The following is a 15,931-nucleotide window of genomic DNA, read 5'->3' as shown; positions in this document are numbered from 1 at the left end:
GCGAGTAACGAGTTAGTTGAGTGAACTGTTTTGACCGCGATTGTGAAAGATTTCTAACTGTAATTTGCTTGGTATGTCTCTTGTGGCGTGACATAGTAGTTTTCGAGTCGTGATTACAACCTGTTGTGCCTGTCTCGCTGGGCCTTGTGCGGCGAGTAGAACTCCTGATTTTCGATGGAGTCCCGGTGGAAAAATCCAGTGGGTTACGGCACGGATTCCTGTGCCGCTCTAACTTCCTCTTACATTTTTAGACGAGCATCTTCTGCGGATGCTTTCTTTGGAGATTTAATATGGCCACTTCCAGTCGTGTGTGCATTCTTTCAGACGGAGAAGCGGAAGAGCTTCGCGCTGGCCGTCCAATTTATTGTCATCAGCACAAACATGTAAGTGCAGACGAAGCCTTCGGTATGACGGCTCCCCTTTATATGCAACGGAATGGCAAGGCCGCGGAGCCGGTAGCGGAGTGGGTTGGTCCCAGGCAGGTCCGCTATATTCTGCAGCACACGTGGCAGAGTGTTAACCGCAGTTTTTTGCCGGGAGGAAAGAGTTTGCGCATCAAGACGAAGCAGCTAAAAACGGGGTTCGCGTGATGGATAAAACTCAAGTGGACTCCGACTGTGCGCTGCAGCCACACAAAAGCCGGCACGAAGCTTATGTGGAAGGCCTGATGGATGGCAAGACGAAAAAACGGTCTGCGCTGGATGCTGGATTTCCTTTGAGTCGCGCACATAATCCGAAGCGGCGAATCGAAGGGCCCATAACCCAGGAGCTAATGCGGAGGGCGATGGCAGAGGCTGGACTGACTCTTGCGTTCCTGGCACAGAAGACACGCGAGGGGCTGGATGCGAAACGGCCTCAGTTGTTGTCCGGCGGAACGGGTAAGGCCGCGACATTTGAGATGGTGGATGACTTCGATACCCGGCTGAAGTACATCCAGCATGCACATAAGATGCTGGGCATTGTCGAGCTGGAGGAGAGAGAGCCTCCGTCGGTGCAGGTAAACATCGTAGCGGTGGGGGCAAAGTGAGCAAATCAGCCGCGATCAAATTCGACATTGCGCTTCAGCCGAAGCAACTCGCGGTTTACGAACTGGTTGAGAATTCGCCGGCTACTGAGATTGGTTATGGGGGAGCGCGTGGCGGTGCGAAGTCTCACGGGGCACGCGGCATTATGCTGCTGAGGCGGCTGAAGTATGCCCGTACCAATGGGCTCTTCCTTATGCGGGTGTGGGGGCAGGTCTATCGCAACCACCTGGAACCTTTGTTTCGCGAGTTTCCATTTATGGCGAACTGGTATGTCGGGGGCGATAAGAAGCACCTGACGTTGCCAAATGGTTCGCGTATCTATTTCGCCTCCGCGGACACGATGGATGATATCCGCAAGATAGCCCAGGGACCTGAGTATGCGGACATCTTTGTGGAAGAGGCTACGCACTTCAGCGAAGAAGAGTTGATCTTTCTGCCTACAGCGCTTCGCTGGACAGGGAAGTCCGGGATTACACCGAAGATGCTGTATACCTGCAATCCCGGCAGCCGCGGGCACGATTACATCAAGCGCATCTTCAAGGACCGCAGATTCCAGGAGCATGAAGAGCCTGACTCCTTTGCCTTTGTTCAGGCTTATGGGTGGGACAACATCGAGTGGGTGCGGCCTTATCTGCATGCGCAGGGCATTACAGACTTTGAGTACTACAACACCTGGACCGATCAGCAGCGGTTCCAATGTTTTATTGCGAACTCTGACTATGGGGCTAAGTTGAACCAGATGCCAGAGAAGGAGCGGAAGGCGCACCTCTTTGGAGATTGGGACACGTTCGAGGGGCAGTATTACCCGAACTTTATTCGTGCTCAGCGGGAGCTTAAGGCCGCACAGGTGGGACAGTTAATGCAGCCGTGGTGGAGGCGCTGGGCTTCATGCGATTGGGGCTACCAACATGCGGCTTCTATTCACTGGCACGCTTCGGGCCTGGTGTCTCCTGAAGATGCGCGTAGGCATCTTGGGCGTGAGTGGAGTGAGGCTCGCGAGGTTGTGATTACTTATCGAGAGCATGTAGTTGCAGGACGCCCTGAGATGCTGCTGGCCCAGGACTTTGTGGAGCGCTGCGATAACGACGATAAGCGTGAGCTGTCGCGGTTCTTTATGTCGCCTGAGACCTTTGGCGAGCGTAATGCCGTGGCGGATATCTTTCGTAAGGTTTTTCGAGAGCACGGATTACCCCAGCCAGAAGAGGCTCGCAACGACCGTGTGAACGGCTGGCGGTTTATCCATACGCTGATCGAGCAGGATCGATGGTTTGTGTCGGATCGATGTGAAGGTGCGCTGACGGCGATTCCTTCGTTGATCTATGACGACAAGAAGCTTGAGGACGTGATGAAGACGCGTAAGGTTTCGGACGATATCGCGGATGAGGTGCGGTATGGGTTGTTTTCTATGTTGGGACCTAGCGCTAAGCCCTATGAGGTGAGGCTGCGTGAGACTCTGGCCCCGATCCAGGACATGACGGCAAAGCACCTGGCGCATCTGGATTTCAAGAAGAAGAACCGGAAACGGTCCGCTGGGTTCACGGTCGGAAGATGACGGACTGAACCAAAGACGACAAGGCTATGAGCGATGTTTATGGAGGGGTTGGTGATGATCGACGCATTGTTTGTTGTGAGCATTGCAATCAATGTGTTGTTGATTGTGTTGTGGCCAAAAGAGACAGCTAAGATCGTTCCGGCTGAGGACATGGTTCTTGAGGCTTCGAAGCCTGTGTCCATTCCGAAGCCGTTTCGCGCGCGCAAAGCGTTTCGTGAGGTGAAGCGGCAGTTTGAGGATGCGCACGACCCTCGAAGGATATCGATGAGGCAGGTAGAGAGGTTTGTCCAGAAGGCTAAGGAGAAGAGAGATGATCGGTAAATCTGGTCAGGTATTATCGCGCCGGCTATCTGGCACGCAGGGCAGGTGACTGCCTGACTATGAAAGTGATAACCCTGGCGAAGCAGAGTACGATGACACTTCCAATTACATGAGGTCCGTGGTTGATAGTTCTATAGATGCGCAACCACCAGCGAATGCCTCCGGCAATGGGGATGCACCGGCGCCTCCGGCTCAACAGCCCGTAGCGCAGATAAAGACACAAGTTCCTGCCACTCAATTGCCGCCTTCCAATGGCCTGACAACGTGCCGAGGGGTAGCCCAGTTTACAGGTGTGGGAGGGGCGCAAGCGAAGGCCGATGGTGCGTTCCTTTCGCCTTATCCCAAAGTGGCTGGAGGCTCGATCAAAGGGGGGCTTTTGGAACGGTTGCCGTACGGCCAGGGTTCCTGGGATTGGATAAGCCAGCCTTACGGCATTGGGGAAATCAGATTTTCGTGACGCCTGAAGATGGCAGAAGGAGTGCCCGGCTGGGTGGGCCTAGCGGGCCACTGTCTGTTTCCGACTATAGTAACGATCCGACTCAGACAGGCCCCAATACACATATTGACATTTATAGGTTTCCAACACAAGCACTTGGAAAACGATATGGGCGTCAGAACCTTAACACGACGATCAGTTTTCCAGCCACCTCTGGTGGAAAATGTCCTGTGGGATGGAAGCAAGAACCATGATATTTTTGCGTCATGCTCCTTTTCTTTCCTCAAGCTTATGTGCCAGCGGCCCCACTTCAAAGCCGGGTGTGTTCCAGTTTGCAGGCTATTACCCCGACACAGAAAAGAAAAGGAAAGAACCACATTCGTTGGGACGAGAGAGAAACCCTCACCTCTCCTGATCGAAGGTGGAAGCTGGATGTGTTTCCGGTGTTTGACGGAAAGGACAACCACAGCCCCGTGCAACTAACGGATTGTGCCGATAGCAAGACGCACACGATCATGTATCTGGAATCGGAGGCGGACGTACATTGGGGACCTGACGGCAATAGTCTCCTTATCGTCGACGAGCAATGTGCCGTCTGTTCAGACTTGCTCTTGTTTGGAGATGTGGAATCCCGGTTGCATGAAGAAAAGCCAAATACCCATACTAAGAGCCGTGTAGCTGATGAGATACATCATGCTGTCGAAAAGAGGGTGGGAGCTGACATGGATCTCTACCACTACGCCGTGGAATTTGCGTGGTGGCAAGGAAACAGTCTGATCGTATCCATCTCCGTAGATTCTGTAAAAAAAGATACCGATGGATCTGCAGCAGGGAATTCCGACAAGATGGTGGGACATTGTTATGGTGCAATCGTAGATACAAAAGAAAATAGGTTGGTCAGGTTGGTTTTAGACAAAGAGCTTCGTAAGGAATATGACGGCCATTGCGAGTAATCGCAGATATACGTTCGCACGCCTATCAGCGTTCAACCTTTGCTTTTCAAGTTGGGCACCCTAAGGGGTGCCCCAAAATTTGGATAAAAATGGTGTTGACATTTATAGGAGATGGGAATGATCGGCAAATCTGGTCAGTATTATCGCGCAGGTTTTCTGGCGCGCAGGGCGAACGACTGGCCCGATGGGCAAGAGGCATCCCTGGAGGGGCAGAACTCTGAGCAAGCTGCCAGTCCGCAACAGTCTGCTGCGGGCACTGTAGCGGGGGCAGATTCTCAATCTTCTGCGGCGTCTCCCTATAGTTTCTCCGTCCCCAGCGACGGAATGAGCCAGATGGATGGACGGAATGAGTTTGCTGATGCAGGTCAACCCGAGGATTTCTTTGGTACTTCTTTGGGGCAGCAAGGAGTGGCGCGACCAGGTGCAGGAAGTCAGACGTCCAATTCTGGGGCCGCTCGGCAAGGCTAGCAACAGCGACAGTCTCAGCAGAACGCCCAGCAATCTAGATCTGTAGCGCCGGCAGCGCAACCCTGTCAGGTGGATATGCCGACAGGAAAAGGTTTGACGATGGTGCAGACCCTTATCGAGATATTCATAGCCGCATCCCCAACGCGAACGTGGGGCAAACACATTCGTTCGTTGATCAGGCGTTCAATATGGGAGTGGATGATCCCACACATCAGCACGGTGTAATCAATCATCAGGCATGGAGCGATTTCCATGATGGAAAGTATGATGCTGTGCCTTCGGATATAATGACGTTGCTTGCAGGGGGGCGCGGAATTACTCCGAGACGTGAAGGGGAGGATGTTATGTATAGAGGTAACGAAATTCCTGCAGCGTGTCATGTGCCTCCTCCCGGATATGTTCCTCCTCCTGGATTTAAACCTCCCGTTGGAGTTGCACACGACGGGAGCCTGCTCCCGAGAGGTTACTCAAGGAAGAAAAAATGAAGCACTGCGCCCTGGCTGTGATTTCGAGAAAAATGAAGAGTTACCTATGGATTTCGGTCTTTGTTATGGTGTCGGTAATAGGATGCAAGGCTAGGCCCAGAAGCGTTACCAGTCCTGCCCATTCTCAAGTTGCAAGGAAAACTACTGCGCTTTCTTCTTCTCAACCTAAAAAGGTTGTGGATTATAAGGGGTGTGTGGCTGACGATCGAAGCGATAGCAGCAGCGAGATGTCTTCCGATGAGATTGCGGGTACGGCAGATTTTTTGAGCGACCTTCAAGCTGCTGTCAGGGAAGATCGTCGGGCTAAAGTGGCCACCTTTATGCACTATCCCTTGCGCACCTGGCCGGCTGGTACGAAGAGACCGAAATATGTCAATTCAAGCCGTGACTTTGTCGCCAATTACGACAGACTGCTCCCACCGGCTACCCGCGAAATATTGCTTAAGCAAAGACCTGAATGCATAGGCAGGATGGGGGATCATGGCTATGAACTCGGAGACGTTACGATATGGTTTGATCTCTATGGTCCGGGTGAATACAACATCTTTGCGCTTTATATTTATTGAGTGAATCGCGGGATGTGAAATTGATTCCCAGCTGGCATGTTTGAATGATTTGGTTCGAGTGTTCAGTTTTCGTTTTTTTAACCGGACGCCCTAAGGGGTGTCCATTTTTTTTATGAAAGATATGTTGACATTTGCAGGAGATGGAAATGATTGGTAAATCTGGCAAATATTATCGTGCTGGTTATGTTGCTCGCAGGGCGGGAGATTACCCTGATGGGGAGACAGCACCCGCCGAAGAATCAAATTGGGGGCAGGCTATTGATGGCCTTAAGGAACGCTCCATAAATCTTCTGCATGGCGATGGCTTTAAAACAGATACGACGGTACATCCTCCTTTACCGGCACCGCCGCCGCCTACTACGCCATTAGCGATCACTCCTGGTTCGCCACAATATAAGTTGTTGGGCGCTCAGGCTGCGGCACGGAAGAATCCAGCCTTTCAGCCGGTTGGTCTACCGGGTCAGCCGGATCGGAAGACGTTCTGTAATATAGCGACAACGTCTATTGCGAGGGCAACCGGTGCGCCGGTGGATGGTCTGGTGAACGCTCAGGGACAACCTAATCTTGCGAACGCGGATGCAGAGACACTTCCACGCTCTTCATCGTGGTATCCGGTAACGCCTCAGCAAGCACAAGACCTTGCGACTAAAAGAGGATTGACCGTGCTTGGAGTTGCTCCCGAGGCTAAACATGGGCATATTGTTACAGTATCTCCAGAGCTGGTTCCTGGCACGCAGGATGTGGGACGGTATGGTCCGATCATCAATAATATTGGTGCTAGTGTAGGCATTGAGAGTGCAAATAAGATATTCAAAAGGAGTCAACCCGCTTATTATGCTCCAAGGGATCCGAAATAGGTTTTTAACGTCGACTGTTGTGCTCATTTCAATCCTGGGGTTTGGCTTTGGAGGCAAGGCTCAGACGGCTACTTCTTCAGCAGGTTATCGGGAGAAGGTCCAATACAATGGCAGGTGGTGGCTCGCCGCGAACCCTGGAGAGCGCGGCGGGCTGTTGTCCGGTATTTCGGATTGTATGACGTGGGAAGCTCGCAAAAGAGGATATGAGGCGACCGCAGAACAACTCGCTGATCCGATAACGAAATTCTATGAGACTCAACCTCGTTCCAGGGAGCTTAGCGTTTTAATGGTGTGGCAACGGGTGAATCCTGTCGCAAAGAGGAAGCCTAGTTCCGAGGATAAATGGGCGGATACGTGGACGAATGCCCACTGGTATATGAATAACGACTGGTGGTTTCAGCTTGCGGAAACAGAGCAACGTGGTTATGTAGAAGGCTATCTTTGGTGTGTCCGCACGCAAGTGGATGGGCCGCATGAACGTTACTCGAGGCTCAGTGATTTCTATTGGAGCAAGATTGACGCTTTTGTGAAGAGCCATCCGAAGTTGGGAGACCAGGCGCTCGCAAAAACCTTGAGCCGGTTCAAGGATCCTGGCCAGTAAGAGACTGAGCTTGGAACAACTTTCTAGAGTGCCGACTCTACTCTGAATTGTGGTTTGACAATATCGAAGAGGGCGTGAAAGAGCGTCAAGATCTTTATGATCTTGGCGCTTTTTCACGCCCTCTTCGTTGTCGTTTGTTCGGATGGCGCATTGACTGCGCGAGCAGGAGGCAGGCTCCATCATTTCGATCTCGTTCATGGCTATGCAGTAAAAAAAGCAAAATCACAATCAATGCAGCTAAAGAGGGAGCCGTAGATTCAACGCGGCTAAAGAAGTGATTACAAAAAGTGCTATAGGAGGCATGTGATGGTTGGTGAATCAGGCAAGTATTACCGCAGCGGGCATATCGCTCGCAGGATGGGCGATTGGCCTACGGGAAACAGCAAGATGGACGTCTCCGATGAGGATCGCGATCAGTGGGACGACTGTCACGATCGTGGTGACTGCGAGGGCAAGTGTGAGGTCGAAAAGATGCTCGACGGCTATAAGTGTGTGCATCATGGGCCGGATGGGATAGAAGAACGTGAGCATCCTGACCTGCGGAGTGTGATGGAACATCTGCGCGAGGTGCTGGGCAGCGACGATGATGACGATGACTTTGAAGAAGAAGAGCATACGGCGCCTGTCAATGCGAAGTTTTCAAACGCCCTGAGGGGCCTGAACCGATTGGGGGACTAAGTGACCGACGAACAAGAGCAGGATAAGCTCGACCAGCATCTGCAGAGTGTTCTGCTTTCGTTGGCCCGCAAACACACGACGCGCGATTCAACCGCGCGTCGTGTGCAGGTGCTGGATGCACGCACGCAGCGTTTCTTTTATCGTGGCCTGCAGTATCTGGCGTGGGATGCGAAGGACCAGGCGCTGGTTTCGATCAATGGACTTGCTTCGGTGACAGAGGATGCGGACACGGCGGCCAGCTATCGGCAGACTTTTAATATCTACCAGGCTTATGCGAAGAGTTTTATGGCAGTGTTCAGCCAGAACTCCCCGAACTCGCGGGCCGAAGCCGATGACCCGATGAACCCACTGGATATTGCTGCTGCGGCTGAGGCGAATAAGGTTCGCCGGATTATCGAGAAGCAGAATCCTCCAAAGGCCTTACAGATCGATGCAGCGCGTTTGTTGTGGACGGATGGGATGGTTGTGACCTATACGCGTTCGGTATCGGATAAGGACGATAAACCGGGGGAGAAGATCGACCTCTTCGGTGTGCTCGAGACGCGATTTCCGATGACTGCGGGGACGATTGCGGAGTGCGGGTATGCGCAGATCAATACGGAGCATGATGTTGCTTTTCTGAAGTCGAAGTTTCCAGAGGCTGCGAGCAGAATTACGGCCAGCGACAGTGGTGATGAGTTCGATCGCATCTCCAGATTGTCTGTGGCCCAGGGGATGAACCAGCAGCAGGTAAATACGGGGAACTCCAGTGCGTATCTTGCTACTTTTAGCAGGACGTGGATGCGTCCCTGGGTGTTTGAAGAGCTGCCTGACGGTGAGGATAAAGATGCTCTGAAAGAGGCTTTTCCGCGTGGATGCTACGTGGGGTTCGCTGGAGAGACCTATTGCGAGAGCCGCGATGAGTCGATGGACGATCATCTGGCATTGTGCCATGCGCTGCCGGGTGATGGGATGCATCGTCCGTCGTTAGGTAAGTCGATGATGTCTGCGCAAGAGGCGTTCAACGACATGATGAACCTGGCGCAGGAAACTTTCGAGTATGGTGTTCCTTCGACCTGGGTGGACCAGGATGCGATCGACATCGACGCGATCACGGAGCAGGAGTCGAAACCGAAGATGTATCTACCGTTTGAGCGGCAGAACGATGCTTCGGCAGAGAGTCATTTCTTCCAGGAGGCTGCGGCGGAACCTTCGCCTTCGATGATGTCGTTTATGCAGGATGTGCAGGGGCCGCTGTGCCAGTTTCTAACGGGGCAGCAGCCGTCGTTGTTTGGCGCGGAGATGGATGCACAGCAGACGGCGTCGGGCTATTCGATGGCTCGCAATCAGGCGATGGGAGTGATGGGGCTGAACTGGTTACCGTATGTTCAGTTCTGGTCGACGGTGATCGGGCAGGCAGTACGTGCTGCAGCCGAAGTCAGGACGGGGACTCTTTCGGCGTTGGTGCCATCCAGCGGGAAGAGAGGGCAGACTGAGACTGTTTCAGTGGATTTCGATGCGTTGCGCGAGGGGAAGGCGCGGTGGACCCCTGAGACGGATGAAAACTTTCCTGACTCCTATGCGGAGAAGGTGAATAAATTTAGCTCCTTCGTCCAGCAGTTCGGGGCATCGTCAGCGGGGCAGGCTATTCTGCAGCAGCCGGATAATCAGGCGTTTGCGAAGAACCTGCTAGGACTGGAAGACCTGGTCATTCCAGGGGCGGACTCGCGGGATAAACAGTTGGTTGAGATCAATGAGTTACTGGCCGCTACTCCTATTCCGGATATTCAGGGATTTGCCGCCGCCATGCAGCAGTGGAAGGGAGCTGCGCAGCAGGCCCAGGCTGCGGGACAGCAGGCGCCGCCGCCCCCGACACAGCAGCAGTTTCAGTCGAGCTCGATTTCGGTGGATGCGGATTTTGATATGCATGCGGTGGAGTTTGCAGAAGTTCAGACCTTTGTGAATTCTCCTGATGGGCAAAAGGCGAAAGCGCAGAATCCGTTGGGGTTTGCGAATGTGCGGTTGCATGGTCTGGAGCACAAGAAGGCGATGGATGCGCAGCAGGCTGAACAGCAGTCGCCGCCGGAGAAGAAGCTTCCGCGGGAGACCATCAATTTCAAGGACATGTCTCCGGCTGGACAGGCACAGATGGCGGCTCAGGCTGGGATTACGCTGCTGCCACAACAGCAACAGACAGTGTAGGCGATTCAATTACGAAGGGAATAAGGAGGGGATCATGGGCGATTATAGTATCGACCCAACAGGAACAAATCCGTCGGGAGCGACCTCACAGCAAGGGACTTCGGCAGCAAATGCTGCGCAGCCTTCTGCATGGGATCTGCTTGTTCAAAGGGCTCAAAGCTTACGTCCACTGGGTTCACAATTCGGACAGACTGCTAATGCGTACCAGCAAAAAAGCATTAACTACTTGCATGGTGATGGGGTTTAGGACAGACTCGCAGGTTTATCAGCCATTACCAACACCTCCTTCTCCACCAGGCATTACAGGGGGATGCCAAGCATGCTTTTCTTGTTGGTCTCGACAATATGAGGGTAGGTAATAATACGGTTGGGGGGCTAACTAAAACACTGCACAACGAAAGTAATGGCCTTACCGGAGGTGTGCCAGGAGAGTTGACAAGAGGCAAAACTGCAGAGGCCCATGCGATTATTAATAACGCTCAGTTGCATCGACCACATCGTATGTCTTCATCTACGGTTGGAACGCCATCGCCCGACGATCAACAAATTATGAGAGAGGCCTACTACGACAGGCTCATGGATGGTTCCGATACCGCTCAGGGGAGAACCTATTTCGGGAACAGTGCAGAAAATTTGTCCAGTCGCCCTATCGATAACAGTCGACAAACGGTTTATTCTCAGTACGGGCCTTACACGTGGGGTAAGAATGCTCCACGGTACATCTATCTATATAACGATCCAATTAGGAAGTAATCATGCCTAAACTTGCGCTGTTGTTTCTTCTAATGCTTTGGGGTGGTGTTGAAGCTTATTCCCAAGAGCGTGGCCCAGATTTATTGCATGGAGCCTCGCATTGTCTTGCCGTGGAAGATGTCGATTGGCTCGCAGTTCAACGTACGCATGTGAAATTCGTTCGTATGGGTTATGCCTTTGGTATCGAGACGGAGCCCGGGGAGAGGCATATCTATGTCATCGCCTATGAAGGTGCAAGACGCTCCAGTGGGAAGATCTTTGATGTGTTCTATTACAAGAAGGGGCGTAAGACGCTCTTCGATGTACAAAACAATGCAAGTTTTAAATGGTCGGGCAAGCTTGTAGATTTCGTGGATACTCCGTTGGGGGGAGTATGGACACAGACGCATCTTTTGACTGCAGTCAAGCGCGCAGGGTGGCGACCTGTCACTCAGTTCAGCGTGAAAGATTTGTCTAAGCCAAATCCCGATGTCACTTGCAGATCTTATGTAAATGGATAGGGTGAGACAGGTCAATATTTGATGGTGCTTGTCTGGAAAACGCACACCATTTGCATCTCCAATACAGGAGAGAAATGACGAGTATAAACGCAGTCTGAATTAGCGGCGGGAGTCGATCTGTGGTCAATAGGCAGATCGTCTCTATTCTCTATCGGCCTCCACCATCAGGCGACAACGTAGGCCTTGTAGAGTTGCCGTTGGGCGGAATATGAAAACAGGCGCGTCCTTTGTTAGTGATCAAGTGCACAGAGTGACAATTTATCGCTCAATTTAGTGTGAAAGCTCTACATATGCCGATGTCGAATCTTCCTCGCAAGTCGTGCATCGGGATGAAATAGCGGGTCATACCAGCTCTATTCATCTGAATAGAGCTTTTACTTTTAACGCGCGCGCTCAAGGGGGCATATGCAAGAACGCGTGTGCCACGCTCTGTCTCTCCTTGAGAGGTGAGTGTATGCGAACACAAAGAGGAAAAAATTATGGGTGGTTATAGTATCGATCCAACACAAACGAATTCGTCAGGTGCGATGCCGCAGCAGGGAGCGGCTGTAGCAAAACCTTCTCTGTGGGATAGATGGATACAAAATGCTTATAGCTTGCGTCCGCTAGGGGCCACGCTCAGCCAAGCTGGCAATAATTTGGGACAGCGTTCTATCAACATGCTGCATGGTGATGGGTTTAGGCCAGATGCTCAGGTATACCCACCGCCGCCACCACCGCAGGCTCTTGCAGCGCGGCCTCCGACGAATCCACCAGTCCGTGGAGGTGTATCTGCTCCGGCTACAGGACAGGGCGCAACGCAAGCATCTCAATACAATAATTCCCCGACAGCCTGTTCAAGGGCAGGTACAGCCTGCTGGACCCGCTACTGTTGGCGGACATCAATTTTCTCCGCAGGCGCTCGCTTGGATGAAGCGATGCAAGGGGTTCAGCGATACTCCTTATGATCATGATGGAAGTGGCCATCCTGGAGGGAACTGCACGATTGGGTTTGGTGATTTGATTCATGCAGGCCCCTGCACGCAGAAGGATATGCAGGCTACATATCCTAACGCGAATGTACGGTTTATGCAGCATGCGCGTGAACATGAAGACTGGGTAAACAAAAATGTCCAAGTTCCGCTCACTCAAAGTCAGTTTGACTCTCTGGGCAGTGTGTACTTCAATGTGCGAGATTTCAAGAAACATGATATTTGGAGCGATCTACAGAATTCCTCAACGTTAAATAGAGTCCCATCGGACATTATGACGTTGGGCAATGGTGGAAGAGGCATGCCTTATCGCCGCGCGGGAGATGCCAACTTGTGGAATGGGACGTATCCAGATCTAAACGATCCAAATGTTTGCAGTGCTCCTCCTTTTACCCGAAAGAAGTAGTTAGTTAACTAACTATGGAACGCGGCATCCTCACCGCAGGATGGGCAAAACATAGCCTCTTGTAGAGGCTATACAATTCCACCATGAATATGTATAGCGCCATGGCCTCTCGGAGTTGTCGGCGGCCTAGTGTATTGTTGCTGCTGTTTTGCGGGCTGATACAGCACGTCCGTGCGCAAAGAGTCGTGGAAAAGGCAGCCGTTTTTTGCGAGACTAGCACCGTCGATTCCTTTGGCTCGGAAGGGGCCGCGCATGCGAGGCAGTTTCTTGCCCAGCTCCAAACTGCTATCAGGCACAATGATAAGCAGCAGGTGGCGGTGATGGTCGAGTACCCGCTCAAAGGAGATTCTCCGGGGAATCGCGAAATAGTCATTCGTTCACCAGGGGAGTTTGAGACCTCCTATGACAAGATCGTTACAGCACGAGTGAAACGGCTCGTGCTGAATCAGAGGCCGACGTGTTTAAACGGCCAAGCCGTTACTAACGACGAGGTTATACTGGGCGCCGGTGATATGTACTTTGAAAGCAAGGATAAAGGCGCCAGCTTCAAAATCACAGCACTCGATTCAGATGCGGGACACTTGATGGGGTGGTCTGTTCCTCCACCGCTTGCCAAGGCTACGGGATGTGAGAGTAGCGGCGGTGCTGGGCAAGACGCCAATTGCAAGTCTCAGACAGTCGATGGGCTTGGTCCTGTGGGAGCAGCGCAGGCACGGAATTTTCTTAAGCGGCTTCAGTCTGCCGTGAGGAGTAACGACAGGGGGCAGGTGGCCTCGATGGTGTCTTATCCGCTTAGGGGAGAGTCGCCCGGCAACGTGGAAACGGTTATCAAATCGGCAGAGCAATTTGAGGCTACTTATGACAGGATCATGACCGAGCGCGTAAAGAAGCTAGTGCTGAATCAGTTGCCAAGTCCCTTACGAGGCGAGGTGCTTTTCGATCATACTGAGGTAGCCATTCTTGGCAAAATGGATGTTTATTTCGAAGACAATAAAAAAGGTGATGGGTTCAAGGTTGTAACTATTGAGTCAGGTGAGCACAATGATGGCTCCTGGTCGGCTTATATAGCGCCACCTTTGGATCTAAACTGCGTGGCGCATGGTAATTGTGGTGACGAGATTCCTGGATTGACAGCCGGTTGCGATAGTAGCACTGTCGATGGATGGGGCCCAACAAGTGCCGCCCAGATACGGGCGTTTGTTGTGAATCTACAAGATGCGATCCGTAGCAACGACAAGACGCACGTAGCCTCACTCGTCCATTATCCTATACGTATTAACTATTACTACGGCAGTCGTCAACTTTGGATAAGGTCCAAGAGGCAATTTGTCGAGAGCTATGATCTGGTCATGACAGAATCTTTAAAAAAGGCGATTCTTGGAGAATCACCTCGGTGTGTCTTCGAGAATGTTGATGGCATCATGTTAGTCAATGGTTCGATATGGATCGACGCATATGACGGTTATAAGCTCAGAAGCATACTCGTACATTAGAAATGGCTTGTGCTGAAAATTGATCCGAACAAGTGGAGCGATTTGATACTTTAATCTGAAATCCAGAATGTTACATATAAATGGCTTTAGATATTGGGTGATTCGCCGGCCAGGCAATCCCTCCGTATCTAAAGTCATTTGTTTTATTGGATGGCAGAGGCATCGGCTTACATACAGACCTCTGACAGGTCTTGCTGCGCTGTATGAGATAGGGACCGTTGGGGATAGCAGGCAAATGACGGCTGGCACGGTCTTGCCTGCGAGACTGTCGACCTGTGTCAAAAACGCTATTTGGGATGAAAAGGTTCGGGTGAATGAGTTACTCACACTCGACCTCAATAAACAGGTAATTGGTGCCTTCACGCTGGAGACAGTGGCTGAGGTTGCCGGGGAGAAGAGCTAAGTGGCTATGAATGACGCGATCGTAGAGCCGGTTGATAGGGACGTGGTGGATGCCGGTATGGATTCTGGGCATGAGGATGGAGTGGTTACCGGCAAAGAGGAGCCTGCTCTTGGCGCTGATCCGAGTGAAGAGGCGCACGACGAGGCCTCCGATTCTGGGGATGGGGATAAGGCTGCCGCTGACGCCAATGTTGCGGGTGATGGAAGACAGATTCCTCCTGCGCTGCGTTCGGCACTTAACGACCTGCGGCTGATCGATCCAAAGCTGGCGAACCGACTGAAGAACGTATGGTTCGCGGACCTTGCCTTGAAGAAGGAGTTTCCCGGTGGGTTGAACGAAGCTCGTGCGTTGCGTGAGTTCAAAGAGCGGCTCGGGGGCGACGAAGGGATTCAACAGATCGAGCAGGAGCGGCAGTATTTTCAGGGGTTGGACCAGCAGTTTGCGATGGGGGATGCGAAGGTGCTCGAGCATCTTGCGAATGTTGCTCCGGAAGGCTTCTCGAAGCTTGTGCCGGCAGCGATGGCAAAGCTGGCGGAGACGAGTCCTGAGCATTTCGAACATATTGCGGGCGTCATGATGGCAGGACATCTACCTGGTGGCCTGATGGAGGCGATCCATCAGGTGCTGTCGTCGCATGAGGAGACGGCAGGGCTCGCACAGCATCTGCAGAACTGGTACAACCCGCTGATTCAAACGCTCCACGGTGCGCCGCAGCGGCGGGTTGAGCCTGAGCGCAGGAGGCTGGAGGCTGACCGTCAACAGCTTGAGGCGGGCAAGACGGCGGAGTTTCAGCGTGGCATTGTCAATGAGATTGAGCGAGATGGTGGTACGCAGGCGGATAAGATCATCGATCAACTGTCTGGAGGAAAGCTCTCGCCCGAAGCGAAATCCCGGCTCCGGGGAGTGATTACTGCCGAACTCGATGCGGCTCTGCGTGGGGATTCAGGGTTTGTTCAAAGGCGCGACCGATTATTGGCTGAAGGGAATCGAAACAAGATTCTCACGAACTACAAGGCTGAGGTCGGCAAGCGGCTGCCGGAGATCGTGAAGAAGGTACATCGCGAGTTCTATGGGGCGACAAGGCCTGTGATTAAGGCACCGGTGGATATTGGAACGGGCCGTGCGGCGCAGCCTGGCCGACAGCCGGATTCGAACACCATTGACTGGACCCGCACGTCGCGGCGCGATGTGCTCGACGGCAAAGCTTATGTGAAGGGTAGAGCGGAACAGGTGCGGTGGTAGATCGATATCTGTGGCCCTGAAGGCAGCAATCCAATGACAA

General features: G+C 52.5%; 15 protein-coding genes. All 15 read left to right on the top strand.

What is annotated here, in order from left to right; translation table 11 throughout:
* Positions 1-290 precede the first annotated feature (290 nt).
* Positions 291-590, top strand: coding sequence for a hypothetical protein (locus tag ACIX8_RS14895; RefSeq protein ID WP_014266183.1), 300 nt, complete (start codon positions 291-293; stop codon positions 588-590).
* Entirely contained in the window at positions 590-1,027 is a 438-nt protein-coding gene (locus tag ACIX8_RS14890; RefSeq protein WP_014266182.1) for a hypothetical protein, read from the top strand. Before ACIX8_RS14895 ends, ACIX8_RS14890 begins: the two co-directional genes overlap by 1 nt.
* Positions 1,024-2,577 carry a phage terminase large subunit gene (locus tag ACIX8_RS14885; protein ID WP_014266181.1) on the top strand — a complete coding sequence of 518 codons (1,554 nt, stop codon included), beginning with the start codon at positions 1,024-1,026 and terminating at the stop codon, positions 2,575-2,577. The genes ACIX8_RS14890 and ACIX8_RS14885 overlap by 4 nt, the downstream gene beginning before the upstream one ends.
* Before the next feature lie 51 nt (positions 2,578-2,628).
* Positions 2,629-2,898: a hypothetical protein gene (locus ACIX8_RS14880; RefSeq protein ID WP_150110614.1), complete on the top strand. Its 270-nt coding sequence runs from the start codon at positions 2,629-2,631 to the stop codon at positions 2,896-2,898.
* 702 nt (positions 2,899-3,600) lie between these two features.
* Complete coding sequence (locus ACIX8_RS14875) at positions 3,601-4,287, top strand: hypothetical protein (protein ID WP_014266179.1); 687 nt, start codon at positions 3,601-3,603, stop codon at positions 4,285-4,287.
* A 346-nt stretch (positions 4,288-4,633) separates the two neighbouring features.
* The gene (locus tag ACIX8_RS25975) at positions 4,634-4,801 is read left to right on the top strand and encodes a hypothetical protein (protein ID WP_190273669.1); all 168 of its coding nucleotides are present in this window, start codon (positions 4,634-4,636) and stop codon (positions 4,799-4,801) included.
* 435 nt (positions 4,802-5,236) lie between these two features.
* Positions 5,237-5,806 (top strand): hypothetical protein, encoded by a 570-nt coding sequence (locus ACIX8_RS14870; RefSeq protein WP_014266176.1) that lies wholly within the window; start codon positions 5,237-5,239, stop codon positions 5,804-5,806.
* Between the two features lie 146 nt (positions 5,807-5,952).
* The gene (locus tag ACIX8_RS25665; RefSeq protein WP_014266175.1) at positions 5,953-6,663 is read left to right on the top strand and encodes a hypothetical protein; all 711 of its coding nucleotides are present in this window, start codon (positions 5,953-5,955) and stop codon (positions 6,661-6,663) included.
* Complete coding sequence (locus tag ACIX8_RS14865; RefSeq protein WP_014266174.1) at positions 6,641-7,264, top strand: hypothetical protein; 624 nt, start codon at positions 6,641-6,643, stop codon at positions 7,262-7,264. The genes ACIX8_RS25665 and ACIX8_RS14865 overlap by 23 nt, the downstream gene beginning before the upstream one ends.
* A gap of 306 nt (positions 7,265-7,570) precedes the next feature.
* Positions 7,571-7,942, top strand: coding sequence for a hypothetical protein (locus ACIX8_RS14860; protein WP_014266173.1), 372 nt, complete (start codon positions 7,571-7,573; stop codon positions 7,940-7,942).
* On the top strand, positions 7,943-10,123 hold the full coding sequence (locus ACIX8_RS14855) for a hypothetical protein (protein WP_014266172.1): 2,181 nt from the start codon (positions 7,943-7,945) through the stop codon (positions 10,121-10,123).
* Between the two features lie 755 nt (positions 10,124-10,878).
* Positions 10,879-11,376, top strand: coding sequence for a hypothetical protein (locus ACIX8_RS14850; protein ID WP_014266170.1), 498 nt, complete (start codon positions 10,879-10,881; stop codon positions 11,374-11,376).
* A gap of 666 nt (positions 11,377-12,042) precedes the next feature.
* Positions 12,043-12,753, top strand: a complete 711-nt coding sequence (locus ACIX8_RS26565; protein ID WP_396247608.1) for a lysozyme — start codon at positions 12,043-12,045, stop codon at positions 12,751-12,753.
* Positions 12,754-12,938: 185 nt separating this feature from the next.
* Positions 12,939-14,246, top strand: a complete 1,308-nt coding sequence (locus ACIX8_RS24655; RefSeq protein ID WP_150110613.1) for a hypothetical protein — start codon at positions 12,939-12,941, stop codon at positions 14,244-14,246.
* A 409-nt stretch (positions 14,247-14,655) separates the two neighbouring features.
* Complete coding sequence (locus tag ACIX8_RS14835) at positions 14,656-15,891, top strand: hypothetical protein (protein WP_014266166.1); 1,236 nt, start codon at positions 14,656-14,658, stop codon at positions 15,889-15,891.
* Positions 15,892-15,931 lie beyond the last annotated feature (40 nt).

It is taken from the genome of Granulicella mallensis MP5ACTX8, assembly GCF_000178955.2.
Taxonomy (GTDB): Bacteria; Acidobacteriota; Terriglobia; order Terriglobales; family Acidobacteriaceae; genus Granulicella; species Granulicella mallensis.
Note: the sequence above shows the minus strand (reverse complement) of the source record. Positions and strands in the feature narration are given on the sequence as shown.

Excerpts from the sequence above, each read along its gene's own strand:
- ACIX8_RS14890 (WP_014266182.1), top strand. The coding sequence starts at position 590 with ATGGATAAAACTCAAGTGGACTCCGACTGTGCGCTGCAGCCACACAAA.
- ACIX8_RS26565 (WP_396247608.1), top strand. The coding sequence starts at position 12,043 with ATGGTGATGGGTTTAGGCCAGATGCTCAGGTATACCCACCGCCGCCAC.
- ACIX8_RS14850 (WP_014266170.1), top strand. The coding sequence starts at position 10,879 with ATGCCTAAACTTGCGCTGTTGTTTCTTCTAATGCTTTGGGGTGGTGTT.
- ACIX8_RS25975 (WP_190273669.1), top strand. The coding sequence starts at position 4,634 with ATGAGTTTGCTGATGCAGGTCAACCCGAGGATTTCTTTGGTACTTCTT.
- ACIX8_RS25665 (WP_014266175.1), top strand. The coding sequence starts at position 5,953 with ATGATTGGTAAATCTGGCAAATATTATCGTGCTGGTTATGTTGCTCGC.
- ACIX8_RS14865 (WP_014266174.1), top strand. The coding sequence starts at position 6,641 with ATGCTCCAAGGGATCCGAAATAGGTTTTTAACGTCGACTGTTGTGCTC.
- ACIX8_RS14835 (WP_014266166.1), top strand. The coding sequence starts at position 14,656 with ATGAATGACGCGATCGTAGAGCCGGTTGATAGGGACGTGGTGGATGCC.
- ACIX8_RS14870 (WP_014266176.1), top strand. The coding sequence starts at position 5,237 with ATGAAGCACTGCGCCCTGGCTGTGATTTCGAGAAAAATGAAGAGTTAC.
- ACIX8_RS14860 (WP_014266173.1), top strand. The coding sequence starts at position 7,571 with ATGGTTGGTGAATCAGGCAAGTATTACCGCAGCGGGCATATCGCTCGC.
- ACIX8_RS14895 (WP_014266183.1), top strand. The coding sequence starts at position 291 with ATGGCCACTTCCAGTCGTGTGTGCATTCTTTCAGACGGAGAAGCGGAA.
- ACIX8_RS14875 (WP_014266179.1), top strand. The coding sequence starts at position 3,601 with ATGCTCCTTTTCTTTCCTCAAGCTTATGTGCCAGCGGCCCCACTTCAA.